We start from the raw sequence: 24436 nt of genomic DNA on the forward strand, positions 1-24436 counted from the left end.
GAGTTCGAGTCTGTGGGATTCGCGCGCATCCAGTGCTAAAGAATTTTCGCAGGTAATGGCGCATGGGTAGCATCCGTCAAGCGGTCGGCGGCCTCATCGTCCCGGCGTCGCACAGCGGATCGAGGGGGAAACGCCGTCATGACAAGACATCTCATCACCAGCGCCCTGCCCTACATCAATGGAGTCAAACACCTGGGCAATCTGGTGGGGTCGATGCTGCCCGCGGACGTGTATGCCCGCTACCTCAGGGCCCGCGGGCATGAGGTGCTTTTTGTCTGCGCCACCGACGAACACGGCACGCCAGCCGAATTGGCCGCCGCAACTGCAGGATTGAGCGTCTCGGAGTTCTGCGCCCAGGCGCACGCCACGCAGAAGGCGATCTACGACGACTTCGGACTGTCGTTCGATGTGTTCGGCCGGACTTCCTCACCGCAGAACCTCGAGATCACCCAGCATTTCGCCCGCAAGCTGGTGGAGAACGGGTTCATCGAACAGCGACCGGTCACCCAGGTGTACTCGCCCACCGATGGGCGGTTCCTGCCCGACCGCTACGTCACCGGCACCTGTCCGCACTGCGGCTACGAGAGGGCGCGCGGCGACCAGTGCGAGAACTGCACGCGCCTGCTCGATCCGACCGACCTGGTGGATCCACGCTCGGCGATCAGCGGCTCGACCGATCTCGAGGTCCGCGAAACCGATCATCTGTTTCTGCTGCAATCCAAACTGCAACCCGAGGTAGCGGACTGGATCGACCGGGTGAGTGGCAGGTGGCCGCACTTGGCCACGTCGATCGCGCGCAAGTGGCTCAGCGAGGGCCTGAGAGATCGCGCGATCACCCGCGATCTGGACTGGGGTGTGCCCGTTCCTGCCGATACCTGGCCGGATCTTGCGGCGGCCGGGAAGGTCTTCTACGTCTGGTTCGACGCCCCGATCGGATATCTGGCCGCCACCAAGGAATGGTCCGATGCCGATCCGGGTGGGCGGGACTGGAAAGACTGGTGGTTCAACGCGCACGACGTGCGCTACACCGAGTTCATGGGCAAGGACAATGTCCCGTTTCACACGGTCATGTTCCCCGCCACCGAACTTGGCGTGCGTGAGCCGTGGAAGATGGTCGACTACATCAAGTCGTTCTCCTGGCTGAACTACTACGGCGGGAAGTTCTCCACCTCTGAGCATCGCGGCATCTTCACCGACGACGCACTGGCCATGCTGCCCGCGGACTACTGGCGTTACTTCATGATCGCCAACGCTCCCGAGTCCGACGATGTCAGCTTCACGTGGGAGCTGTTCGCGGCGCAAACGAACAAGGACCTCGCGGATGTGCTGGGAAACTTCGTCAACCGCGTGCTGACGTTCTGTGCCAAGCGATTCGGCGCGCAGCTGCCCGAGGGCTCACCCGCGGGCGACGCCGAACGTGAACTGGGCCAACGGCTCTCACGGCTGCTCGCCGATTACGAAAGCCACCTCGAGACGATCGAACTCCGCAAGGCGACCGCGACCCTTCGAAGCATGTGGAGCCTGGCCAACGAATACATCAACGACCGTGCACCGTGGATCCAGATCAAGACCGACCCCGACGCCGCAGCACTCACACTGCGCACGGCCGCAAACCTCATCTTCCTGTTCGCGATGATCTCCGCACCGATTATTCCGACCACGGCCGCGACGCTCCGGGGCCGGTGGCAGCAAAGCGAACCCAACCTCGCCGGAATCGACTGGCCGGACCGTGCCGATGTCGAATCCCTCGCCTGGCTGCGCGCGGGAACCGAATTCACCGTGCCGCCGTTGCTGTTCACAAAAATTTCGGACGACCAGGTGGCGTCATGGCGCGAGCAGTTCGGCTCCGACAACAAGTAGCACGGCCGCCAGGCGGGGTGTCTCTTTGGTCTTGGCCGCGGGTCGAGGCCGAGGTCCTCGAGCCGGTAACCGTCGACAGAATGTCTTCGGCCTGATCGACTGGCCGGTCGATCATTGTGGCGTGAGGGGGCTCCTCTACGAAGGTCGCAACGGAACCGGTCATAGCTGGCATGCTGCGCGGAACGTCGGTAGTCTGTCGGTATGGCTGGGTAGTCTCGCGGCCGTGGGTTTCGAATATAACGAGTGGCTGGACGAGATCCTGGCCCGTGCGGGCGAGGGGATCACGTCCTCGGATCTGCGGCGGCTGGTGAACGCGTGGTTTCTCGAATTTCGGCCGCGTTGGCTCAGGCCGCAGGTCGACCCGGCTACCGGCATCCATACCGTGATGATCTGGTCACGGCTGGACGATGGTCGAGCCGTGGCGGTACATGGCCGGGTTTCAGAGTTCGAGGAATGGGAGTCGCGGCGATGAACAACGGATTTCCGAACACGCCGGAGGAGATCGAGGCGCTGACGGCTCGGCTGCGGCCCACCGGTGAGCCGCTCAACCTCGGTGACGAGATGGCCCCCGAGTCGGCCGCTGACAGCGCCCCCGGCATGGTCGCGCGCTCGGTGAAATTGCCCGACGATCTCGACATGATGTGTGGCATGCGTGCGGGCGAGCTCGGTGTCAGTAAGTCGGCATACATTCGCCGGTTGATCGAGCAGGATCTACGTCTCGCCTACGGCACCGAGCCGGAGATGGTTCCGCTCGAGGAAGTCCGCCGCATGATCTCCGACGCGGTCGCCGAGGTCCTGGCGAGTCTCACCACCCGATACGGCCACGCGGCCTGAGCTGCGCTCGTCCAGCTCTGACCGGTCCCGACTCGTGAGGGTGGGCGATCCACGGAGCGCGCAATTCGATAATTGGGGTGGCGGACACAACTCTTCATTGGCGATGGCGGAGTTGTCGTTGATGGGGCATTGGTCGATGTCCCGAGCGGGGGATTGTTTGCATGAAATGGGGCAAGGGCGAGACGGATTATCGGGTTGCTGTAGCTTCGTGCGGCGATCGTGGATTGGCGCGATACGTTCGGGTGAGGGATTTCGAAAGCGTTGAGTGAAGAACAAGTCGTCGGTGGCGCGGGTGCGCTGACTCATGGGGCGGGTAAGCGGCGAGGGTGGCGTAGCTGGGGGCGATGGGCTCGGTTTGTGGGGCCGTTGGTCGGGGCTGTCATCGGGGTGACGGCAGCCAATGGGTGGCATTTGTGGCCGTCCGGGCATGTCGACGCCGATATCCGGGCCACGGTGGTGTTGCCCGTGGCGGTCGAGGGGTATCCGCAGCAGACCGATGCTGACGCTGTGGCCGCGGTTCACCAGATCCTCGCGCAAACCCGAGACGGGGATGGAGTTCACAAGCATGTGGCTGGCGTGTTCGGGCCCGGCGGGTCGAATGACGTCGTGATCGTGGAGGCGTTGGCCGCGCAGGCGATTCATCCGGATCTGGACATCGCGGGCGATATCGACAGGCAGCGTGCGATGACCGGAGTGACGATGGGTCCGGTGGATGCTGGCCCATTGGGTGGAAAAGCCGTGTGTGGCACGGGTACCAGCCAGGGTGCGGCAGTGTCGATCTGTGAATGGATCGACACCGACAGTTTCGGGCGACTGGTTTGGAGCGGCACGCTCGCTTCGGACGGTCCGAGCCATCTGCAGGAGCTTCGCGCCCAGATCGAGCGCAAATACTAGAACGCTGAGCGGGCGGTCATCGGCCTGCGGCTTGGGCCGGGATCTGCGGCGGCTCAACAGTATCGAATATGGTTCGCGTATGTTTCCGATGTGGCGAATCACGTATGCCGGAGCGGCCCTTCGGCAAGGGGCCTGGCCTACCGCCGCTCGTGGGCTGGCGAGTTGGCTCGTGACGGTCGGGGTCCCGGCGGTGGTTGTCGGGGTCGCGTTGACGGCCGTATCGGGTTCTGCTGCAAGAGGACTCGTTATCGCCCTGTGGGGCGTACTCGTGATCTGCGTGGTGCTTGCCGCGGGCGCGCTCTGGGTGTGGAGGGTCAGTGAGCACGTCGATAAGGAAATCAGGGCGCGTTATGGCGTGCTGCGAAAGATCGAGTCCGCACGACTGCTGATTCGCCCGCCGGTCCCACAGGACGCGGTCGGGGTCGCCGCCACGATCGATGCGGAGATGCTGGCCAGGAACGGGTGGACGAAGCGCACTGCTCGGGTATTGGTGAAAGCCGTCGCATCGGGGCACCCGACTCCCGGGCTGCTCGTGTTCGAGTCATGGTCGGATGGATCCCTGGTGGGTTGCGCGAGCGTGCACCCGAGTAGTGGCGACGCATCGTCGCGAACCCTCGGCTGGTGGATCGGACCCCGGTACCGGCGCGTCGGCTACGCGAGCGAAGCGGTGGCGGCGCTGGTCGAGGCGATCCACGACGCCGGTTTCACCACCGTCGAGATCGGTACGGCCGAATCGAATCTCGCAGTACAGCGCATCTGCGACCGGATCGGCGCGACGGAAGTGGATCGGCGAGCACAGCCATTGCCGAACGGAGCGGTCGTCCCGGGAATTTGGTATGAGCACCGGCGGGCGACGGCGGACATGCCCTGACCCGGGTGCGGGTTGGTTACACGCCCTTGGGGGCTCGTTGTTGCATGAAGCCGAAGAGGTAGCCGGCTACTCGGCGGATTTGGATTTCTTCGCTGCCTTCGGTGATGCGGTAGCGGCGGTGGTGGCGGTAGATGTGTTCGAAGGGGGTGTGGCGGGAGTAGCCGAGGGCGCCGTGAATTTGCATGGCTCGGTCGGCGGCCTCGCAGCAGAGGCGGTTGGACCAGTAGTTGGCCATGGAGACCTGGGCGGATTGGGTGAAGGGGCCGTAGCGGTCCATGGACCAGGCGGTTTTGTGGATGAAGGTGCGGAGCATTTCGCACTGGGTGGTGAGCTCGACGAGGGGGAATTGGATGGCCTGGTTGGTGGCCAGGGGAGCGCCGAAGGTCTTGCGCTGCTTGGCGTAGGCGATCGAACGGTCGATGCAGTATTGGGCCGCTCCGAGGCTGGATGCTGCCTGGCGGAGGCGGTTCTCGTTGAAAAAGTGCTGGACCACGGCCAGGCCGCGGCCTTCCTTGCCGAAGATGGTGGTGGACGGCACGCGGACGTTCTCGAGCACCACGTGGGCGTGGTCGGTGGGCATGTTGAAGGTCCACAGGAACTCGGCGATGGTGAAGCCAGGGGTGCCGACCGGTACGAGGAACGCGGTGATGCCGACGCCGTCGCCGGGGCTGCCCGAGGTGCGGGCGAAGATCAGGTCGGCGTCGGCGCGGTGCATGCCGGTGTTGAAGGTCTTCTCGCCGTTGAGGATCCAGTCATCGCCGTCGCGGACGGCGGTGGTTTCCATGAAGGTGGCGTCGGAGCCGTGCGCGGGTTCGGTGATGCCGAAGCCGAAGAACTTCTCCCCGGTCGCCAGATCGGTGATCCACTCGGATTTCTGTGCGGGCGAACCGTATTCGTGCATGAGCAGCAGGCCGACATTGTTGGCGACGATGGCGTGCTCGGTCTGCAGATCGCAGTGCAGGCCCAGGCCGCGGCGGGCGAGATGCTCACGGATGACGGCCATGTCGAGGTTGGAGCCGTCGCGGCCACCGTATTCGGCGGGGTAGGCGTAGCGCAGGTGACCGGCGGCGTCGGCGCGTCGGCGGGTCTCCTCCAGCAGGTCCTCCCACTCGCCGTTGGGCAGGCCGTCGCGGTGCCAGTCGGTGCGGGCGTCCTCGCGGCGATGGTCGAAGAAGCGGATATTGTCCTCGGCCTGCTCCAGCGGGACGATCTCGCGGTCGATGAACTCGTCCAGTTCGGTCAGATACTTGCGCAGATGGTCGGGCAGCTCGAAATCCATGGCGGTCACCTCGATCCGGTGGGTCGGATCTGCATGAGCAGATCCCATTCGATCTCCGGGATGCGCCGCCCGCTGGCGGCCATCACGATGCTGGGGACGGTCCCGTCCAGGAACGCGGCGGCCTGCCCGGCCAGCATGGTGCCCCAGGCCAGCGTGCAGGCGGTCTTCCACCAGCGGAAGCGGTCGGTGTCGAATTCGCCTCCGGCGCCGGTGTATCCGCGCATGAAGGTATCGCGGTCGGCGAAGCCGCCGAACTCGCGAGCGTCGATGCCGAAGCGCCACATGCGCAGCGCCGACCAGGCCGCATCGCGCATCGGGTCGCCGAAACGCTGGGTGCCCTCCCAATCCAGTACGGCGCGCAGGCCATCGGGTCCGACGATCAGGTTGCCGTTGCGAATATCGGTGTGCACCAGGGTGATCCGGTCCGGTGCGGCGGGCAGGTGGCGGGCCAGCCAGCGCAGCGCCAACTCGAAGACGGGCCGGTCGGGCAGGAATCGGGCGACAGCGGCCGCCGCGTCGGCGAGAAATGCCGCGGCGGGATTGTCCTGCGCGACACCGGGCAGCTCGGGTGAACCCTGCTCGGGGTCGATGGCGTGCAACAGCGCCATCGCCCGGCCCAGCTGCTCGCCGACGACGCCACCGAGCTCGCCGTCCTGTACCAGCCGCAGCACGCGCCGCGGCACGGTCTCACCCTCCAGCCGCTCCGACAGCATGAACGGCTCACCGGCATAACCGATATCGCCGCACACCGCCAGCACCTGGGGGACCGGCACTCCGTGTTCGCGCGCCAATTCCCGCACGTCCGCCTCGACCTCGACCGGCAGCAACTGAATGCTGCCCGGCACCAGCGTCGCGACCAAACGCAGCACACACCCGCCGAGATCCGCGTCGAAGGCGATATTGCGCCGCCTCGCCCCCGCCGACAGCGGCTCGACCGCCGATACTGTCACCGCGCGCCCGATGTCCTCCGACAGAAAGCGGGCCAACCCGTCCGCGAGCTCGCTCATTCCCCCTCCCAAGCGTCGTACCCGGGCTTGGCCACAGCCAAATCAGCGCGCACGACCGGCACGAGCGCCGCCCAACGCCGCTCATCGTCGGCGACCGGGTCGTCCGGAAGCCCGTCGGCGGGGTGGAGGGTGAGTTCGCGCTGGAGTACCCGGGCGAGATGCGCCCCGACTCTGGCCTGATGTCGCAATTCCGGCGGCAGCGCGGGGAGCAGGGTGGTCTCCAACAGTTCCGCGAGCGCGGTCAGCAACTCCGGTGCCGTGGGCCGATACTGCATGGCGCGCCTCCGGCGTGGAATCCGTTGTTCGGCAGGTAAACCGGGATGGTACGGGACCGGACCGCACGGTGGCCGTGAATTGCGGGCGAACGCCCGCAGTTGTAGCCGCAACCATCGTTCCGAACCTGTCATCGACCCGCCGAGATCGGATTGCCAGGACTTCACCCGAAATGGGCGAGGCCCCGCCGACGGCTGCCGGTCAGACTGCGGGCATGCGTCACTTGTCGACCCTGTCCCTCATCGAGCCTTGGGCGTCGTCCTCGAATTCATGGAATGATCGCCATTGCTGATCATTTGCTGCACTCGGACCGCGACCGCGACACCGGACAGGTGGTGACAGTGGACAACCCAGGCCAGGACCCCGGCGAGCCAGACCGGGCACCCCTCGACTACCGCTTCACCCTCGCGAACGAACGCACCTTCCTGGCGTGGATCCGCACCGCGCTGGGCCTGCTGGCCGCCGGTGTCGCCGTGCACACGCTGGTGCAGCCGTTCCGTCAAGTAGGCATGCGCCGCGCGCTCTCGCTGAGCTGCATCGTGCTCGCGGTGGCGCTCGCGGTCGGGGCCTACACGCACTGGCGTGACGTGCAGGCCAGGATGGAACGCGGTGAGTCGCTGCGCAACTCCCTGCTGGTCCCGCTCCTCGCGGCAGGCATCGCGATCGTCTCGGTCTTCGCCGCCATCGCGACGGTGTGGTCGTGACGGCCACGCAGACGGCGCCGCCCACCTATCCCGGCGAGCGCACAGCCCTGGCCTGGCGGCGCACCGCCATCGCGGCGATGGGCACCGCGGTCCTGTTCGTCAATCACGCCGCGACGAGCGGCTGGCATCCGGCCGCCATCGCGCCCGTCATGGGCGCGGTGGTCCTGGTTTTCCTCGCGGGACTGAGCTTCGCCCGCAACAACTCACTCCACCACGGGCATTGGCACCACGGTCCGCAGGTCATCGCCATCGCCACGGTCGCGGTGCTGGTGGTGTGCGGTATCGCGCTCGTTATCGGACTCACCTATCCGGGCAAGAAACCAGCCGTATCGATCCAATCCATGTCGGAGATCCCGGCAGTTACAGGAGGCAGACAGTGAGTGCGGGAACCGAACCGAGCAAGTTCATCATCGAACAGAACCAACGCGCACTGAAGGAACTCCCGTTCGACAACACCGTCGATCAGCAGGACGCCGACCGCGGCTTCATCGCCAAGCTGGAACCCGGAATCGTCAAGAACGACAAGGGCGATGTCGTCTGGGACGACGACTCCTACGGCTTCCTGCAGGGTTCCTGCCCGAATTCGGTGCACCCCTCGCTGTGGCGGCAGTCGGGCCTGGTGGTGAAACAGGGCCTCTACGAGGTGGTTCCGGGCATCTACCAGATCCGCGGCCTCGACCTGTCGAACATGACGATCATCGAGGGCAAGACCGGCGTGGTCATCATCGACCCGCTGATCTCGACCGAGACCGCCAAGGCCGGTCTGGAGCTGTACTGCGCACATCGCGGCCAGAAGCCGGTCACCGGCATGATCTACACCCACTCGCACGTCGACCACTTCGGCGGCGTCATGGGCGTGATGACCGTCGAGGACGCGGAATCGGGCCGCATCCCGGTGATCGCGCCCGCCGGATTCCTCGAGCACGCTGTCGCCGAGAACGTCTACGCGGGCGTCGCCATGGCCCGGCGCGCCGCCTACATGTACGGCGCTGCCCTGCCGCGTGGTGAAAAGGGCCAGGTCGGTGCGGGTCTGGGCCAGACCACCTCGACGGGCACCGTGACCCTCATCGCCCCGACACACGACATCACCGCCACCGGGCAGGAGATGACGATCGACGGGGTCCGCATCGTCTTCCAGATCACGCCGGGCACCGAAGCGCCGTCGGAGATGAACTTCTACTTCCCCGACTTCCGCGCATTGTGCATGGCCGAGAACGCCACTCACACCCTGCACAACCTGCTGACCCTCCGCGGCGCGCTGGTGCGCGACCCGCACGTGTGGGCCCAGTACCTCACCGAGTCGATCAACCTCTACGGCCGCGACTCCGATGTCGTGTTCGCCTCGCACCACTGGCCGACCTGGGGCACCGAGACCCTCGTCGAGTACATGGAGTTGCAGCGCGACCTCTACGCCTACCTGCACGACCAGACCCTGCGCCGCCTCAACCAGGGTTATGTCGGCGGCGAGATCGCCGAAATGATCGAAATGCCGCCGGCCCTGGTGGATTCGTGGGCCGCGCATGGCTACTACGGCTCGGTCAGCCACAACGTGAAGGCCATCTACCAGCGCTACATGGGCTGGTTCGACGGCAACCCGGCGCACCTGTGGGAGCACCCGCCGGTCGAAAGCGCCAAGCGGCACGTGGAATTCATGGGCGGCGCGGACGCGGTGCTGACCAAGGCCCGCAAGTCCTTCGACGAGGGCGACTACCGCTGGGTGGTGCAGGCGGTCAACTACGTCATCTTCGCCGACGACACCAACGCGGCCGCCAAACAGCTGCAGGCCGAAGCCTTCGAACAGCTGGCCTACGGCGCGGAGAACGGCCCGTGGCGCAACTTCTTCCTCTCGGGCGCTTACGAACTGCGCAATGGCAACTTCGGCACGCCCACCAAGGAACTCCCGGCGACCATGCTGGCGGCCATGACCATCGACATGGTCCTCGACGGTATGGCATTGCGTGTCGACGGTCCCAAGGCGTGGCACGAGAAGGCCGCCAGCGACTGGGTTTTCACCGACGAGAACCGTACGGTGCGCCTGCAACTGCGCAATGGCGTACTGCTGCACTGGGATCGGCACGACGGCGACAAGCTGCCCGCCCCCGACGTCACGTTCACCCTGACCCGGCAGACCCTGATCGGGCTGCTGCTGGCCGGGCAGGACATGCAGGAGACGGTGAAGTCCGGAGCCCTGAAGATCGACGGCGATGTCCAGTCCTTCGGCAAGCTGGTCGGATTGTTCGACACTCCGGATCCGGCGTTCAACATTGTCACCCCATGACCCCGCGTTAAGTGGATAAGGGTTGGGCCCCGGTCGAATATCGACCGGGGCCCAACGCTTTTCATCGGTGGACAGCGCCTAGAACAGGCCGCTGATGCCGTCGCCGAGGGATTTTGCACCCAGCACCAGGAACAGCACGGACATGATGCCCGCGTGATTGCGGACCGTCCACTGCCGCCAGCGGTCCAGGGTGGCGTGCGCGGTGCCGCCGCCGAAATAGTGCACACCCAACGGCACCAGCACACCCAGCGACGCGATCACGATGAACGCCACCACCGCGACCGTGCTGGCCAGGGCGGACGTGTCACCTTCGGCCACGGTCACGCCGCCGACCGCCATCTGGATGACATTCTTCGGATTGCTCAGCACCAGAATGGCGCCCAGCGCGGCACAGCGGCCGGGCCGGAACTCGTCGAGGCGGCGCAGCTGCGGCGGCAGCTCGCCGCCGGACTCCCAGGCATTGTGGATCTTCAACTGCCGCAAGGCCATCAGCAGCAGGAGTAGACCGAATACGAGCCGGAACCACGACACCCAGGTCGCCGGTCCGCCGTCGCGCTGGTGTGCACCCGCCGCCTCACCGAGCGTCACCACCGCCAACAGCACCACCGTCACCGTGGCCACCCACCCCGCCACGAAGGCGAGCGCGTTCGTTCTGCCGCGCGGGGAGGCCAGGATCAGGATGATGGCGATCAGAGCCAGCGGACTGATGGCCACACCGACGGCATGGCTGAGTATCTGCCCGGACGCATGGTGCATGAATTCTCCTGGCGTGGTGTCGACATGGATGGGGCGTTACGAATCCGCCGGACGTGAGCCGCTGCTCACGCCGACGATGGGCAGGACCAGTGCGGCCGGGGCCCCGGCCGGAACGATCGGGGAGTGCGGTGCGACGGCGTCGACGCGGCGATACGGATTACCCTGCGCCGGACGGGGATCGGCGTCACCGAGGTTCGGCCAGAAGGAGGCCGCCCGCTCGGCCTGCGCCGAAATCGTCAGGGACGGATTGACTCCCGGGTTCGCCGACACCGCCGCACCGTCGACGACATACAGCGACGGATAGCCGTGCACCCGGTGATACGGATCGATCACCCCGGTCCCGGCGTTCGCGCCGATCACGCATCCGCCCAGGAAGTGCGCTGTCATCGGCGTTTTGATGATGTCGGCCCACGAGGTGCCCGGCTCGGCTTTCATCCGCTTGGCGATCCGCTTCGCCGCCTCGTAGCCCGCCGGAATCCAGGTCGGGCTGGGGTCGCCTTCGCCCTGACGGCTCACGTAGCGGCGGCCGAACAGCCCGCGCCGGGTGTAAGTGGTGATCGAGTTGTCGAGGTTCTGCATGACCAGCAGCAGCATCGTGCGCTCGGACCAGTTGCGCACGTTCAGTTCTCGCAGGAACCGGCCCGGGTGCCGGGCAGCCAGCTTGGCCAGCCGCACGATGCGCGAGGACGGATCGGCAGGATCCTCGCCGTCGACCATCAGGGTCTGCAACAGACCCATGGCATTAGAGCCCTTGCCGTAGCGCACCGGTTCGATATGGGTGTCCGGGGTGGGATAGAACGAGCACGTGATGGCCACCCCGCGGGTGCCGTCGTAGCCCGGATCCACCTCCGGCTTGCACGAGCCGAGAATGGCCTCGGAATTGGTGCGGGTCAGTTCGCCCAGCCGCCGTGACAGGCGCGGCAGGACCTTGCGGTCGCGCATCTTGAACAGGAGTTTCTGGGTGCCGCGGGTACCCGCCGCCAGCACCACGTGCCGCGCGGTGAAGGTGCGCGTCCCGACACCGGGCAGCTTGCCGGTGCGCTTGGTGTCGATCGTCCAACTGCCGTCCGAGCGCGGCTTCACCGCCGTCACCGTGGTGAGCGGAATGATCTGCGCCCCACCGCGTTCGGCCAGCCCGAGATAGTTCTTCAGCAGCGTGTTCTTGGCCCCGTGACGGCAGCCGGTGGTGCACTCGCCGCATTCGATGCAGCCGGTGCGATCGGGCCCGACGCCGCCGAAGAACGGATCCTTCACCGTCTTGCCGGGTTCCCCGAAGTACACGCCTACCGGTGTCTGAATGAAGGTGTCGCCCACCCCCATCTCCTCGGCGACGGATCGGACGACCTCGTCGGCGGGCGTCCAATACGGGTGCGTCACCACGCCGAGCATCTTGCGCGCCTGCTCGTAGTGCGGCGCGAGTTCGCTCTTCCAGTCGGTGATGTGCGCCCACTGCCGATTGCCGAAGAATCCGTCGTGCGGGACGTAGAGGGTATTGGCGTAATTCAACGACCCGCCGCCCACGCCCGCGCCGGCCAGCACGACGCAATTGCTGAGCGGGTGAATGCGCTGAATTCCGAAGCAGCCCAGCGCCGGAGCCCACAGGAATTCGCGCAGATGCCAACTGGTCTTGGCGAAATCGGCGTCCGCATAGCGGCGTCCCGCCTCCAGAACAGCGACCCGGTAGCCCTTTTCCACCAGCCGCAGCGCCGTCACACTCCCGCCGAATCCGGAGCCGATGATGACCACGTCGAAATCGTTGCTCTGATCCATCGCCACGAGCTCTACCTCCGGTTGTACGGGTATGACCCCACCGAAGCATAGCCAGCGGATAGCTGTCTTTCGGCTGGTGCGCCAGCCTTTCACCCGTTTCGGGTGAGTCTCCTGTGCAAGCTTGGGGTTAGCTTGGAAATCGCCACATGGTTCTCAGCCACCTGGTTCTCGACCGAGCTTCCCGCTCGAAATACCCCTCCTGGCCGACAGGTTTCGAGCGGGCGGGCCGGTGCGGCGCACCCCTCATCACGCCGCACCGGCCCCTTTCCCTTCAAGGCAATCCGGGTACGCCCTTCAGAGCAATCCGGTGCGCCGCGCCTGATCGAGCGCGTCGGTGCGCGAACTCGTCCCCAATTTCCCGTAGATGCCCCGCATATGCGTTTTCACGGTATTGATGGAAACCCCGAGATCGTCCGCGATCTGCTGCGTCGTCCGTCCCGACGGAAGTTGTTTGAGCACCGTCAACTCCGTGGTCGTGAGCGCCGGATGGGAGACCGGTCCGCGCGCGGCCGCCGGATGATGCCGGATGCGGGCGGCGAAGGCATCGCCGTGCCCGAAACGGCTGCCGAAGGAATCGAGCAGCTCGAGAACGCCGGGCACCTCCAGGAAGGGGCGCACCAGATGCTCGGGCTCCGCACAGCGCAACGCGTCCGCCACGCTCTCGTAGGCCTTGAGTGAATTGCTCAGTTCCGCATGGGCGGTCGCGTCGAGCAGCCGCGCCAGCACCGCCATGAGCGGATTCACGCCGTCGGCGGCCAACAGCGGCGTGGTCAGCGCGAGCACCGAACGCGGCCGGTTGGCGGCGTACGCCAGCCCCGCCTCACACAGCAGCACCGCCGGATGCTCACCCACCGCGCGCCGCGCCTCGGCTACCAGTTGTTGCGCGGCGCGGCCGTCGGGCACCCGCAGCAGCGTCCACACGGACTGGACCAGCAGCCCGAGCGTGAACGGCGGCAGCGAACGATGCAGTAGCAGGGACATGCTGTGCCGCAATGACTGTGCCGCCCGATAACGATCCGTGGCGGCGTCGAAGGCCAGCACCTGCGCCACCACATGCTCATGGCTGCCGGGCCCGAACACGCCCCGACGCCCGTAATCGGCGAGCAGCCCCGCGAAATATCGGCTGCCCTGCTCATCGCCCTGCACATGCGCCGCGAGCGCGGTCATCACGACCGCCTGCAGGGCATCGTGCGAATCCATCAGCCGGTGCGCGCTCGCGATCTCGAGGGCCCGCTGGGCCCGCTCCCGCATTCCGGCGATCGACCCCTCGACCCCCGACGCCACCGCGAGCCGATTCGTCGACCGCAATGCCAGCCGCGCATACCGGGCCAACGCCAAGGCCCGCCGCAACCGATCCTCTCCCGCCCGGACCTCCCCGCGGACCAGCAGCACCGTCGCATCCTGTACTGCCACATAGGCATCGATGTCCTGATTGCCGGTCGGCTCGGCGGTGGTCCCGGCGGTGCGTTGCCCCAACGGCCGACCCGTGGCCGCCGCGATCTCGATCTCCACGGCTCGCCGCAGCACCGTCAGCCAGCCCGCCGCGACACATGTCGACTGTGTCTCCGAGTCCGCCCCAGGTTCGGTGGCTGTGCGCAGCGGCGCGGTCGCCAGCTCGAGATAGGCAGTGGCGGTGCTTGTTTCGCCCTCGGCAAGGGCATCCACGGCACGCAGGAGGTGGACGTACGGGTCGGTGGCGAGTGCCGGGGTGCAGTGTTCGAGGTGGCGGAACAGCCGTGGGCCGTCGCCGTCCATCACCACGCCCAACCCCAGGTCCCGCAGGAACTCGCGGCTCGGTTCGGGGTCGGTGAGCGCGGTGAGCTGCTCGATGGCCGAAAGCGGCTGCCCGGCACTGATATACGCGTGTGCAGTGGCACGCCGCAGCCCGGTGAGGGTGGCCGCGTCGAGCCCGCGCGCCTCGACCAGCAGCCGCGCCCGCAGCAGCGGGGGATAGCTGAACCACAGCACGCCGTCGCGATGCTCCTGCCGGAGCGGGAAATTGACGCGATCCAACTCGTCGAGCACCGCCCGAGCCGGTCGCCCGCCGAGCTGTTCAGCCAGCTCCTCGGTGAAGGAGTCAGGAATCGCGGTCCGGGTGAGGAATTCACGCACGCCCGTGGGCAGCGGCGTGATCACCTCGCGCGCAAAGAATTCCGAGATCAGCTGCGGCGACCGCGCCAGCGTCGTCAAGGCCGTCTCCCGATCCCGCGGCCGCGTCGCCAAATGCACCGCCGCCAACCGCGCCAACGCCGCCCACCCACCGGTCAAATCCATGACCCGCTCGAGCACCACCCCTTCGACCACGCACCCGTGCTGAGCACACAACTCCTCGACCTCCGCCGCCGCCAGCCCCAACTCCCGCATTCCGAATCGCGCCAGTGCACCCCGCATTTCGAGCGCATGCCACCGCACCGCCGGGTCGAACCGCCCGGCCACCACCACGCTGACGTTCGCGGGTGCGGCCTCCAAGAAGTGCTCGAGCTCCGCCAACGCCCCTGGGTCCACGATGTCGTGCGCATCGTCGATCACCACCACGACCGGCGCGGAGTTCACGGTGGCCGGGTGTGGGGCGATGGGTGCGTTCGAGCCGAATCCTGTGCCGCGCTCGCTCATTCGGGCGGTGAGGTCGGTCACGGGTGCCGGCGTGGGCCCCGCCGGGAGTCCGGGGTGGATGCGTCCGGTCTTCTTCGGGGGAGTTGCGGCGTTCGGGCCTATGAGGTTGTGCCGCAACTCGTCCCACAATCCGTTCGTGCGGGCGTCGGCGGTGATCCAGGCCGTGCGGGTGGCGGGGTCTTGCGTGCGGCGGTGGTCGAGCCAGGTGCGCAGCAGGATGGTTTTGCCGGTTCCGGCGGGGGCGCTGAGGAGGATGGTGCGGTGGGTGTCGGCGGCGGCGTCGAGTTGGTGGAGCAGGTGGGGGCGGGGGAGGACTGGGAAGGCGAGGTTCGGGGCGGCCGGGTGGGGATGTCGGTCGTCGAACGAGAGGTGGTGCTGCCCCGCGGTACTCATCGTGCCTCCTGCTTCGAACACTGACCCGGCGCCGTGTCGCCGTGATCAGCAACGTAGTGGCAATCAAAGGGTGGATGGGAAATTTCGGACGGCCGAGTCACCCGGAACGGGTGAGGTGGACCGGATTCGGGCACGGCAGAGTCGCCGTCGCACTGGTCGTGCTCGGAGAGGATGTCCCTGTTGTCCGTATTTGCCGCCCCCTGGGCGCTCAGTCCGTCCGGACGAGCATCGCGGTGAGCGCCCGGCGCACCGCGTCCGAGGCCGCTCGGGTGGACAGGCCCCGCCGATCCATCAGGTGGTGGCGGTACGGCCAGCCGACGGTGGCGTCGACCAGGTCCAGCAGTTGCTCGCCCTCGTGGGCGGCCAGTTCGGGGGCGAACAGCTCGGCCAGCGCGTCGCGAATCCGGTTGTCGGTCAAGCGCATCCGCGCGTCGACCTCCGGCGTACGCAGCGACTCGATGAGTCCGAGCACGCGCGGTTCGCGTTGCAGGGCGAAGATGGCCTCGCCCTGGCGGACCACCGCGTCGATGCGCTCGGCCAGCGGTTGCGCCGGATCGGCCCCGACGATCAGCGCCTCCACCTGCTCGGACTGCTGGTCCACCGCGGCGGTGATGAGCGCCGTCCGGGTCGGGAAGTGCACGAAGATGCTGCGTTCGGAGACACCGGCGCGTTCGGCGATGCTGCGGGTGGTCGGGTCGAACTCGCCGTCGTGGACCGCCGAGAGCAGGCCCTCGATGATCGCCCGGCGGGTCTGTTCCGGATTGCGCCGCCGCCGCGGGACGTCGTTGCCTTTGCCGCTGCCCTTGCCCTCGCTCATAGCGAGAATCCGATCACATCCGGCCCCGGACCGTGCGCGCAGGTCCGGCGGCGGGTTCGGGGGGTTCTGAGTGGTGCCATGACTCCACTCTATTGCAGCGAGGCTGCAATAGTGGTGTACTGTGGCCCACAGGGCAGAATGGCAGCGAATGATCGGCTACCCGTTCTGCCACGCACGTCAACCGCATGGAGACAGGAGAGCGCTGATGACCGACGAGGACCTCACGAACAACGCGGACGACCGCAAGCCCGGCGGGTTCACGGTGTCGCGGCGCGGGGTATTCGGTGTCGGCGCCGCCGCGCTGGCGGCCGTCGGGGTCGGCGCGGCCGTGGCCGGATGCGACAGCAATAGCGACAGCGGCTCGGCCGCCGAGCAGACCACGAAGAACGCGGTCGACCCCAGCGGTCACATCGTCGACGCACAGAAGCAGGCGCAGTCCTCGCTGCCCTTCTCCGACACCCAGGACTTCGCCGACACCGATCGCGGCTTCATCGCCAAGCTCGAGCCCGACGTGGTCAAGGATGCCAACGGAAAGGTGGTGTGGGACAACGAGTCCTACGGTTTCCTGCAGGGCTCCTGTCCCAACTCGGTGCACCCGTCGCTGTGGCGGCAGGGCCAGCTGGTGGTGAAACAGGGCCTCTACGAGGTGGTTCCGGGCATCTACCAGATCCGCGGCCTGGACCTGTCGAACATGACGATCATCGAGGGCAAGACCGGCGTCATCGTCATCGACCCGCTGATCTCGACGGAGACAGCCAAGGCGGGCATGGACCTGTACTTCGCCCATCGCGGGCAGAAGCCGGTCACCGGCATGATCTACACGCATTCGCACGTCGACCACTTCGGCGGCGCGATGGGCGTCATCACCCTGGAAGACGCTGCCTCCGGGCGCATTCCGGTGATCGCGCCGCAGGGCTTCATGGAGCACGCGGTCGAGGAGAACATCTACGCGGGCACCGCCATGGCCCGCCGCTCGGCCTACATGTACGGCGCGGCGCTGCCGCGGGGCGAGAAGGGTCAGGTCGGCGCGGGCCTGGGCATGACCACCTCGGTCGGCACCGTGAGCCTCATCCCGCCGAACAAGGACGTCACCCACACCGGTCAGGAAGAGACGGTCGACGGCATCAAGGTCGTCTTCCAGATCACGCCGGGCACCGAGGCGCCGTCGGAGATGAACTTCTACTTCCCCGACTTCCGCGCGATGTGCATGGCGGAGAACGCCACTCACACCCTGCACAACCTGCTGACCCTGCGCGGCGCGCTGGTGCGCGACGCGCACGTGTGGTCGCAGTACCTGACCGAGACCATCAATATGTTCTCCGGCGAGTACGAGGTCGCCTTCGCCTCGCACCACTGGCCCATGTGGGAGGCCGACAAGGTCACCGAATGGCTGTCGCTGCAACGCGATACCTACGCCTACCTGCACGACCAGACGCTGCGCATGCTCAACCAGGGCTACGTCGGCACCGAGATCGCCGAGATGATCCAGATGCCGCCCGCGCTGGAGAACAAGTGGTACACCCACGGCTACTACGGTTCGGTCAGCCACGACGTGAAGGCCATCTACCAGCGCTACATGGGCTGGTTCGACGGCAATCCCGCCCACCTGTGGGAGCATCCGCCGGTCGATTCCGGCAAGCGCCACGTGGATGCCATGGGCGGCGCGAGTGGCGTGCTGAAGGTGGCTCGCAAGGCCTACTCCGACGGCGATTACCGTTGGTGCGTCCAGGTACTCAACTACCTGATCTTCGCCGATCCCAACAATGAGAAGGCGAAGATGTTGCAGGCCAGCGCCTTCGAGCAGCTGGGCTACGGCTCCGAGAACGGCACCTGGCGCAACTTCTACCTCTCCGGCGCGTACGAGCTGCGCAACGGCGGCTTCGGCACCCCGACGAAGGCCAACTCCGCCAGCATGATCAGCGCCCTGAGCGTGGATCAGGTCTTCGACTCGGCCGCGTTCCTGATCAACGGGCCGAAGGCGTGGGACCTGCACCTGGTCAACGACTGGGTCATCTCCGACCAGAATCAGACCTACCGCACCGAACTCCGCAACGGCGTGCTCATCCACTACGTGGTGCCCGCGGGCTTCAAGGGCCCGGCACCCGACGCCACCTTCACCCTGTCGCGGCTCGAGCTGATTGCCACCATGACCGGAGCCAAGGACATCGTCAAGGAGATCCAGTCCGGCGCGATCAAGGTCAGCGGCGATCCGACCAAGCTCAAGCAGCTCAAGGACGTCATGGACAAGCCGGACCCGAACTTCAATATCGTCACCCCGTAATCGGGGTGGTCGCGGCGTGACGGAGTTACCGGGGCGTCACGCCGCGACCTTTATGGATAGATGCGGGGGTTACAAGCCCCCGCGTATGGCAAAGTCGTCCTCACCATCAAGATCGAGGGAACGGACGACCGTGCGGTATCGACTCTGGAACGCCGTGGTGGCAGGAGGATTGGTCGCCGCTGCCCTGACGACCCCGGCGGCCGCGCACGCGGATTCCGCCGACCCGATCGTCGAATCCGGTGCGCTGCTGACGGACCCGGTGAGCGCCGACGGCTCGCACGTGGCCAGCGTCCAGGTCGTCGACGACCGCAATATCGCGCTCGAGGTGTACTCGGCGGCCATGGACAAGACGGTGCACCTGGATGTGCTGCGGCCCGCCGACACCTCCCGCCCGCGGCCCACCCTGTACCTGTTCAACGGCACCGACGCGGGCATCACCAACAAGAACTGGCACTACCAGGTGCCGGAGGTGTTCGACTTCCTGGGGCAGAAGGACATCAACGTCATCGTCCCCACCGGCGGGCTGGCGAGCTACTACACCGATTGGCGCGCACCGGATCCCGTGCTCGGCGTCAACAAGTGGAAGACCTTCTTCACCGAGGAACTGCCGCCGTTGATCGACGCGGGCCTGGGCACCAACGGCGTGAATGCCATTGCAGCGGTATCGATGTCGGCGACCCCGGCCCTGAATCTGGCCATCACCAAGCCCGGACTTTTCCGGGCCGCGGCGACCTACAGCGGTTGTGTGCAGGCCAGTGACCCGGTCGGCCAGTCCTTCGCCCGCATCGTGGTGGCCAGCGAGGGCGGCGACGCCGACAATATGTACGGCCCGCCCGGCGACCCGATGTGGGCGGACAACGATCCCTACCTGCACGCCGAGAAGCTGCGCGGGCTGCCGCTCTACATCTCCAGCGGCAACGGCATTCCCGGCATGTACGACATCGTCGACGGACGCTTCGTCATCTACCCCGGCGTCGCGGGCTACCTGGTGCACCTGATCTACGACGGCACCATCGAGGCGGCGACCGGCTACTGCACTCGCAACCTCGTCGCCCACCTCGCCGAACTCGGCATCCCGGCGACCGTGGACCTGCCGCCCAACGGCGTCCACTCCTGGGGCGTCTTCCGTGACGAGCTGATCAAGTCCTGGCCGGTGCTGGCCCAGGGGCTCGGCGTACCGGCCTGACGGTCCGGCACGCCGAGCGAGCTCAGATCGGGCGCTGGGTGACGATGCGTTCGGTGCGCTGCTCGGACTGCGCGGCGACCGCGGCGCGCTCGACGGTCATCAGGCTCTCGGAGTGGTGTTCGGCGAAGTACTTCGCCGCGCCGCCGTTGAGGCCGAACAGGGACTTGCTCCACAGCAGCCAGATCACCGCGGCCAGGTTGATCAGCAGGGCGCCCGCACGCAGCACGGTCACCTTCTCGGTGAGTTCGTAGATCTCGAGCGGCAGGAAGATACTGGTCGCGATGACGGCGAAATACTCACCCCACCGCTTGACCAGCCACAGCCCGGTCGCCTCGACCAGTTGGATTGCGGCATAGGCGAACAGCGCCACCGCGACCCAGGTCAGCACGTTGGGGGAGAAGGTGAAGGCCTTGTCGATGCCCTTGATGATCTTCGAATGGTCCGGGTTGAACCCGATCTGATCTGCCAGCTGCCGGATGAGCGGAAGATCCTTGTCCCAGTTGGACTTCCAATGCTCGCGCGACCCACGCAGCTTCAGTACCCCCGCGCCCAGCAGGATCAGCACCAGCGCCCGGATGATGCGTTCGGTCGCCAGCAGCCGCATGATGATCCGGTCGCGCAGCAGGTGCCCGCGCGGCACCTCGGGCGCATCGTCGGCGGGGCCCTTGCGGCGCGGCTCACCGGGCACGAAATCACCACAGCGCAGGCAGCGCCAGGATTCACCCGCCGGGGTGGCGACGTGGAGGCGTACCGCGAGCTCGGGCTCGGTGGGGGCGTAGGTCTCGTGCCCTCGGGCAGCGCAGGTCCACAGACTGAAGTCCATGCGCTGGAGCGTACCCAACGATCCCGCAGCCAACGATCTCTTAGGAACGGTCTGGATACTGCAGAGGCAGGACCGACGGAAAGGCGGGAATGTCGCAGGCGGAGAGCATCACCACGCAGGAGACCGGTCGACGAGCCGACACCGGACGCCGGGACCGGGCGCTGCGCGCCGCCGTGGCGTGCGCGGTGGTCGGAACCTACGCCGCGCTCGGATTCGCGCTGGGGCTGGACGCGAATACCTATCTGCTGCTGGGCATTCCGTTCACCCTGGTGTTCCCGCTGGTCCTGCACCGGCGGCCGATCCGGGAACTGTGGGTGCGTGGCGCGCCCCCGCCGGTGGACCGCTGGGTGTGGGCGATGGTCCTCGTCCTGGCGGTGGTCCCGCTCCACGGCTTGCTCGAGGTACTGACCGGTCGGCGCGGTACCGGGCACTGGTCGGAGGTGGTGTACTCCGCCGCGGCCCTCGTCGGCGTCTTCCCGGTGGCGTGGGCGTTGCGCGGACTCGGCCGGGCCGGATTGCGAAGGCTGGCCGCGTGTCTGGCGACGGCGGGACTGATCGGCATGACCACCGTCGTCGGCGGATTCCTGGTCAGCGGGCAGAGCGCGCCGGGTCCGGTGCCGTGGGCCAGCTTGGGACTCGGACTGGAATCGCTGCTGATGTATCTGCCGCTGGTCTTCGTGCTGGAGGAAGTCTTCTTCCGCGGCGCGCTGGATTCCTATCTACATCGGCCCGGCGAGCCCGGCGGCCTGTGGTCCGCGGCGTTCGTCTCGGCGCTGTGGGGCCTGTGGCATCTCCCCGTCGCGGGGGTGCCGATCACCGGCGGCGTGGTGGCCGGGGTGCTCGCCTTCCAGATCCCGGTCGGCATGTTCCTGTCGCTGTGGTGGCGGCGCAGCGGCAATCTGGCCGTGCCCGGAATCACCCACGCCGCCATCGATTCCGTGCGCAACGCGCTCGGGGTGTGATCGATCAGCCCGCCGCGAGCGCGCGCAGCTGCTCCAAATACGTTCGGGTGCGCGGATCTCCGGGGAAGCGCTCGATCATTTCGCGCGCGGTCTCACCCGCGATCCACATGAGCGACGGCAGCGATCGACGTTTGCCCGCGAAGGCTTGCAGGCCCTCGTCCAGTGCAAGCTCAAGATTGCGATCGCGCACCGCGACCACCGCGAGGGTCAGATGCGCCTCCGACACGCGCATAGGTTTTCTAATACTTCCGTCGGGGCGTGTCGCGGTCTGGATCACCTGGCGGGCATAGCTTTCCGCGAGCCGGTCGTCCCCGGCTACCCGGCAGCAGTCCATGGCGTAGAAGTCGAACTTCTGCGGATCCACCACGAAATGGTTGTCCAGATTCGACGGGTGCTCCAGCGCGTCCAAGATCGAACGGCCCTGCGACAGGGCCTTTTCCACCTCGCGGCGATCGCCCAGGCGCGCCCAGGCCTTGGCGCGCTGGGCGGCCAGCTGGACGCCGACGCCCAGGCGTCCGGTGGCGGCGTGTGCGGCTTCGGCGGTTTCGATGGCGCCACGGTAGTTGGCCTGCGTCAATGCGAACCAAGCGGCCATTTCGGCTCCCCAGCCGATGATTTCGGCGTGCTCGGCCTCCTGGCCCAGGGACAGCGCCGCGCGCCGGGTGGCCTCGGCGGCGGTGCGCCAGCCCAGGTCGTAATCAACGCAACCGACCAGTAGGGCAACCCATCCCGCCAGGACCAGCACTTCCCGGTGCTGCGACAGAGTCAGTCGACCGTCCAGCAGGGACGTGATGCGGCGCAGCCAGGCCGTGCCCTCGGCATGCAGTTCGTGCGGATCCGCGCACGGATACTCCGAGCACAGCCGATCGGCGGTGATGCGAATGGCATCCAGCGTGGAGCCGGACACATCGGACATGCGCAGCCGCCCAATGAATTCCAGCGTGTCCATCCCGGTCGCCGAGAGCATCTCGTCGTCCCGATTGGGCCGGGCCTTGGGGAAGAATGCCGCGGTGACCGTGTCGAATGCGGCCGCGATGATGGGTGCGTAGAAGTCATCCGGCCGGGATTCCCCGGACTCCCAGCGCCGCCAGTTACGCAGAAGTGTGCTGTCGGTTGGCAGATTGTGACTCGACTTGGCCCGCATGGCCCGTACCGCATCCGCTTGTGACCACCCCCGAGCATCACGTTCGGCACGCATTCGGACAGCCCAGACAGGTCGATCGTCACCGGCGGACACGCTCTGTAGTATCTCACCAGTTAACGCCGGATGGACCCGGATAGGGCATCTGGATGTCAGTGGGTTGACATCTGCAATTGCATTCGTGATTACGTCAAGCTGGTTGGCAGGGCACACTTCAGACAGCGATCCCCAATCCAACGGAGGTTCGGGTGGAAGCGTTGATCTATGGGTACGTGCGTGACGATCTGACGGACGGCCGCAGTGAAGAGATGGAGGACGCCATGTGCGGCCTCGCTCAATCGGCCGGCCTCTGCTTCGCCGCAACGTTCCATGAATCGACCCCCGGCGACGGCACCGCGTTCGCGGAGCTGACCGCCGAACTCAAGCGTGCCGATGCTCACCACGTGGTGGTGCCGTCGCTGGATCACCTTGCGGGCCAGACGATTCCGCGTGACATTCTGATCGCGAAGCTGGCGCACGAGGCTTCCGCGCAAGTCTGGACCGTCGAGCGCTAGCTCCCCGTACACAGCCGCACCTGCGTCGAGAACGCAGGTGCGGCAATGGTTTTCGGGCTAGGTCGGGACATTCACCCCGAAACGGGCAGAAGGTGCGGCCGGCTCAGAGGCCGAATCCGCCGCGCCCGCGGCGGCGCAGGTATTTCTCGAACTCGGCGGCGATGGCATCGCCGTCGATCTTGGCCATGGCGTCGTTGATGTCCACCTCGGCGTCCCCGCGCTCCTCGAGCGAGCGCACGTACTCGGCGATTTCCTCATCGCCCGCGGTCATTTCGTTGACCGCGCCCTCCCACTCCTCGGCCTGTTCGGGCAAACCGCCCAGCGGCACTTCGACATCCAGGACATCCTCGACCCGGTGCAGCAGCGCGATAATGGCCTTCGGGTTCGGCGGCTGAGATACGTAGTGCGGCACGGCCGCCCAGAAGGAGATGGCCGGGACGCCCGCGCGCACACACGCATCCTGCAGCACCCCGGTAATACCGGTCGGTCCCTCGTAACGAGTCTGCTCGAGGTTGAAACGCTCTGCTGCTTCTTTGCTGTACGCGGTGCCGGTGACCGGAACCGGGCGGGTATGCGGGGTATCGGCCAGTAAAGCACCGAGGATCACCACCGTGGACACGCCCAACTGCTCGACGAATTCGAGAATGTCGTTGCAGAAGCTGCGCCACCGCATATTCGGCTCGACGCCGCGCAACAGCACGACATCGCGATCACTGCCCGGGGGCGAGCAGACCGACAACATGGCCGAGGGCCACTGGATCTCCCGGGTCACCCCGTCAACCTGCCGAACCGTCGGCCGGTTGACCTGATAGTCGTAGTAGTCCTCGGAGTCGAGCTCGGCCAGTGGCTGCGCGTCCCAGATCAGTTCCAGATGCTCGACCGCGCCACTGGCGGCGTCGGCGGCATCGTTCCAGCCTTCGAAGGCGGCCACGAGCACCGGATCCCGCAGCGTAGGCAGGTCCGATTCGGGTGGCACCGGGGATTCACTGGCGTTCACCCGGTCAGCCTACGGTGTGTCAAGACACAGTGTGCATGCGACGCACTGGATCCGATTTGCCCCCCGCGTCGCCGTGGGCGAGTTCACGGCTTCCGATGTCCCGAAGACATCAGTCGGGAGAACCGCACGATACCGGGGCCATG

General features: G+C 66.7%; 22 protein-coding genes. 12 read left to right on the forward strand and 10 right to left on the reverse strand.

Features of this window, described 5'->3' with window-relative positions:
- Positions 1-138: 138 nt before the first annotated feature.
- The 5 genes from metG to ACYVN4_RS23190 all read left to right on the forward strand — a co-directional run bounded on the left by metG (position 139) and on the right by ACYVN4_RS23190 (position 4459).
- Positions 139-1860, forward strand: a complete 1722-nt coding sequence (gene metG, locus ACYVN4_RS23170; RefSeq protein ID WP_460724088.1) for a methionine--tRNA ligase — start codon at positions 139-141, stop codon at positions 1858-1860.
- Positions 1861-2083: 223 nt separating this feature from the next.
- On the forward strand, positions 2084-2332 hold the full coding sequence (locus ACYVN4_RS23175) for a hypothetical protein (protein ID WP_460724089.1): 249 nt from the start codon (positions 2084-2086) through the stop codon (positions 2330-2332).
- On the forward strand, positions 2329-2694 hold the full coding sequence (locus ACYVN4_RS23180) for a hypothetical protein (protein WP_460724090.1): 366 nt from the start codon (positions 2329-2331) through the stop codon (positions 2692-2694). The genes ACYVN4_RS23175 and ACYVN4_RS23180 overlap by 4 nt, the downstream gene beginning before the upstream one ends.
- Positions 2695-3159: 465 nt before the next feature.
- Positions 3160-3588 (forward strand): hypothetical protein, encoded by a 429-nt coding sequence (locus ACYVN4_RS23185; protein WP_460724091.1) that lies wholly within the window; start codon positions 3160-3162, stop codon positions 3586-3588.
- Positions 3589-3757: 169 nt separating this feature from the next.
- A complete protein-coding gene (locus ACYVN4_RS23190; RefSeq protein WP_460724092.1) occupies positions 3758-4459 on the forward strand; it encodes a GNAT family N-acetyltransferase in 702 nt (233 codons plus the stop codon).
- A 16-nt stretch (positions 4460-4475) separates the two neighbouring features.
- On the opposite strand, the gene ACYVN4_RS23195 is transcribed toward ACYVN4_RS23190, so the two are convergent.
- From ACYVN4_RS23195 to ACYVN4_RS23205, 3 genes are read right to left on the reverse strand one after another with little or no spacing between them, the layout of a single operon-like run.
- Positions 4476-5738 (reverse strand): acyl-CoA dehydrogenase family protein, encoded by a 1263-nt coding sequence (locus ACYVN4_RS23195; RefSeq protein ID WP_460724093.1) that lies wholly within the window; start codon positions 5736-5738, stop codon positions 4476-4478.
- A gap of 5 nt (positions 5739-5743) precedes the next feature.
- The gene (locus ACYVN4_RS23200) at positions 5744-6745 is read right to left on the reverse strand and encodes a phosphotransferase family protein (RefSeq protein WP_460724094.1); all 1002 of its coding nucleotides are present in this window, start codon (positions 6743-6745) and stop codon (positions 5744-5746) included.
- Positions 6742-7020: a hypothetical protein gene (locus tag ACYVN4_RS23205; protein WP_460724095.1), complete on the reverse strand. Its 279-nt coding sequence runs from the start codon at positions 7018-7020 to the stop codon at positions 6742-6744. The genes ACYVN4_RS23200 and ACYVN4_RS23205 overlap by 4 nt, the downstream gene beginning before the upstream one ends.
- Positions 7021-7293: 273 nt before the next feature.
- On the opposite strand from ACYVN4_RS23205, the gene ACYVN4_RS23210 reads away from it, so the two are divergent.
- Genes ACYVN4_RS23210 through ACYVN4_RS23220 form a run of 3 tightly spaced genes read left to right on the forward strand, consistent with a single transcriptional unit; the run spans position 7294 to position 10000 of the window.
- Positions 7294-7722 carry a YidH family protein gene (locus ACYVN4_RS23210; protein ID WP_460724096.1) on the forward strand — a complete coding sequence of 143 codons (429 nt, stop codon included), beginning with the start codon at positions 7294-7296 and terminating at the stop codon, positions 7720-7722.
- The gene (locus ACYVN4_RS23215) at positions 7719-8102 is read left to right on the forward strand and encodes a DUF202 domain-containing protein (protein WP_460724097.1); all 384 of its coding nucleotides are present in this window, start codon (positions 7719-7721) and stop codon (positions 8100-8102) included. The genes ACYVN4_RS23210 and ACYVN4_RS23215 overlap by 4 nt, the downstream gene beginning before the upstream one ends.
- Complete coding sequence (locus tag ACYVN4_RS23220) at positions 8099-10000, forward strand: alkyl/aryl-sulfatase (protein WP_460724098.1); 1902 nt, start codon at positions 8099-8101, stop codon at positions 9998-10000. The genes ACYVN4_RS23215 and ACYVN4_RS23220 overlap by 4 nt, the downstream gene beginning before the upstream one ends.
- Before the next feature lie 78 nt (positions 10001-10078).
- Here the strand turns inward: ACYVN4_RS23220 and ACYVN4_RS23225 are convergent, their stop codons facing one another.
- From ACYVN4_RS23225 to ACYVN4_RS23240, 4 genes are all read right to left on the reverse strand, one after another.
- The gene (locus ACYVN4_RS23225) at positions 10079-10756 is read right to left on the reverse strand and encodes a GAP family protein (RefSeq protein WP_460724099.1); all 678 of its coding nucleotides are present in this window, start codon (positions 10754-10756) and stop codon (positions 10079-10081) included.
- A gap of 36 nt (positions 10757-10792) precedes the next feature.
- The gene (locus tag ACYVN4_RS23230) at positions 10793-12526 is read right to left on the reverse strand and encodes an FAD-dependent oxidoreductase (RefSeq protein ID WP_460724658.1); all 1734 of its coding nucleotides are present in this window, start codon (positions 12524-12526) and stop codon (positions 10793-10795) included.
- Between the two features lie 294 nt (positions 12527-12820).
- Positions 12821-15532 carry a helix-turn-helix transcriptional regulator gene (locus ACYVN4_RS23235; RefSeq protein ID WP_460724100.1) on the reverse strand — a complete coding sequence of 904 codons (2712 nt, stop codon included), beginning with the start codon at positions 15530-15532 and terminating at the stop codon, positions 12821-12823.
- Positions 15533-15740: 208 nt separating this feature from the next.
- A complete protein-coding gene (locus tag ACYVN4_RS23240; protein WP_460724101.1) occupies positions 15741-16349 on the reverse strand; it encodes a TetR/AcrR family transcriptional regulator in 609 nt (202 codons plus the stop codon).
- A 205-nt stretch (positions 16350-16554) separates the two neighbouring features.
- Here ACYVN4_RS23240 and ACYVN4_RS23245 point away from each other — a divergent pair, with 205 nt between their 5' ends.
- Positions 16555-18630 (forward strand): alkyl/aryl-sulfatase, encoded by a 2076-nt coding sequence (locus ACYVN4_RS23245; RefSeq protein WP_460724102.1) that lies wholly within the window; start codon positions 16555-16557, stop codon positions 18628-18630.
- Positions 18631-18760: 130 nt separating this feature from the next.
- A complete protein-coding gene (locus ACYVN4_RS23250) occupies positions 18761-19816 on the forward strand; it encodes an alpha/beta hydrolase (RefSeq protein ID WP_460724103.1) in 1056 nt (351 codons plus the stop codon).
- Between the two features lie 22 nt (positions 19817-19838).
- Here the strand turns inward: ACYVN4_RS23250 and ACYVN4_RS23255 are convergent, their stop codons facing one another.
- A complete protein-coding gene (locus ACYVN4_RS23255) occupies positions 19839-20639 on the reverse strand; it encodes a DUF2127 domain-containing protein (protein ID WP_460724104.1) in 801 nt (266 codons plus the stop codon).
- A gap of 89 nt (positions 20640-20728) precedes the next feature.
- Between ACYVN4_RS23255 and ACYVN4_RS23260 the strand changes: the two genes are divergently transcribed.
- On the forward strand, positions 20729-21601 hold the full coding sequence (locus tag ACYVN4_RS23260) for a CPBP family intramembrane glutamic endopeptidase (RefSeq protein ID WP_460724105.1): 873 nt from the start codon (positions 20729-20731) through the stop codon (positions 21599-21601).
- Positions 21602-21605: 4 nt separating this feature from the next.
- On the opposite strand, the gene ACYVN4_RS23265 is transcribed toward ACYVN4_RS23260, so the two are convergent.
- Positions 21606-22745, reverse strand: coding sequence for an XRE family transcriptional regulator (locus ACYVN4_RS23265; RefSeq protein WP_460724106.1), 1140 nt, complete (start codon positions 22743-22745; stop codon positions 21606-21608).
- A 245-nt stretch (positions 22746-22990) separates the two neighbouring features.
- Here ACYVN4_RS23265 and ACYVN4_RS23270 point away from each other — a divergent pair, with 245 nt between their 5' ends.
- The gene (locus ACYVN4_RS23270) at positions 22991-23296 is read left to right on the forward strand and encodes a hypothetical protein (RefSeq protein ID WP_460724107.1); all 306 of its coding nucleotides are present in this window, start codon (positions 22991-22993) and stop codon (positions 23294-23296) included.
- A gap of 103 nt (positions 23297-23399) precedes the next feature.
- On the opposite strand, the gene ACYVN4_RS23275 is transcribed toward ACYVN4_RS23270, so the two are convergent.
- Entirely contained in the window at positions 23400-24293 is an 894-nt protein-coding gene (locus ACYVN4_RS23275) for a PAC2 family protein (RefSeq protein WP_326310618.1), read from the reverse strand.
- Between the last annotated feature and the right edge of the window lie 143 nt (positions 24294-24436).

This window comes from Nocardia heshunensis, assembly GCF_054782115.1.

Bases quoted from the DNA above. Each gene is read 5' to 3' on its own strand.
- ACYVN4_RS23265 (WP_460724106.1), bottom strand. From the start codon at position 22,745: ATGCGGGCCAAGTCGAGTCACAATCTGCCAACCGACAGCACACTTCTG.
- ACYVN4_RS23235 (WP_460724100.1), bottom strand. From the start codon at position 15,532: ATGAGTACCGCGGGGCAGCACCACCTCTCGTTCGACGACCGACATCCC.
- ACYVN4_RS23260 (WP_460724105.1), top strand. From the start codon at position 20,729: ATGTCGCAGGCGGAGAGCATCACCACGCAGGAGACCGGTCGACGAGCC.
- ACYVN4_RS23225 (WP_460724099.1), bottom strand. From the start codon at position 10,756: ATGCACCATGCGTCCGGGCAGATACTCAGCCATGCCGTCGGTGTGGCC.
- ACYVN4_RS23210 (WP_460724096.1), top strand. From the start codon at position 7,294: ATGATCGCCATTGCTGATCATTTGCTGCACTCGGACCGCGACCGCGAC.
- metG (WP_460724088.1), top strand. From the start codon at position 139: ATGACAAGACATCTCATCACCAGCGCCCTGCCCTACATCAATGGAGTC.
- ACYVN4_RS23205 (WP_460724095.1), bottom strand. From the start codon at position 7,020: ATGCAGTATCGGCCCACGGCACCGGAGTTGCTGACCGCGCTCGCGGAA.
- ACYVN4_RS23180 (WP_460724090.1), top strand. From the start codon at position 2,329: ATGAACAACGGATTTCCGAACACGCCGGAGGAGATCGAGGCGCTGACG.
- ACYVN4_RS23230 (WP_460724658.1), bottom strand. From the start codon at position 12,526: ATGGATCAGAGCAACGATTTCGACGTGGTCATCATCGGCTCCGGATTC.
- ACYVN4_RS23195 (WP_460724093.1), bottom strand. From the start codon at position 5,738: ATGGATTTCGAGCTGCCCGACCATCTGCGCAAGTATCTGACCGAACTG.
- ACYVN4_RS23240 (WP_460724101.1), bottom strand. From the start codon at position 16,349: ATGAGCGAGGGCAAGGGCAGCGGCAAAGGCAACGACGTCCCGCGGCGG.
- ACYVN4_RS23200 (WP_460724094.1), bottom strand. From the start codon at position 6,745: ATGAGCGAGCTCGCGGACGGGTTGGCCCGCTTTCTGTCGGAGGACATC.
- ACYVN4_RS23255 (WP_460724104.1), bottom strand. From the start codon at position 20,639: ATGGACTTCAGTCTGTGGACCTGCGCTGCCCGAGGGCACGAGACCTAC.
- ACYVN4_RS23245 (WP_460724102.1), top strand. From the start codon at position 16,555: ATGACCGACGAGGACCTCACGAACAACGCGGACGACCGCAAGCCCGGC.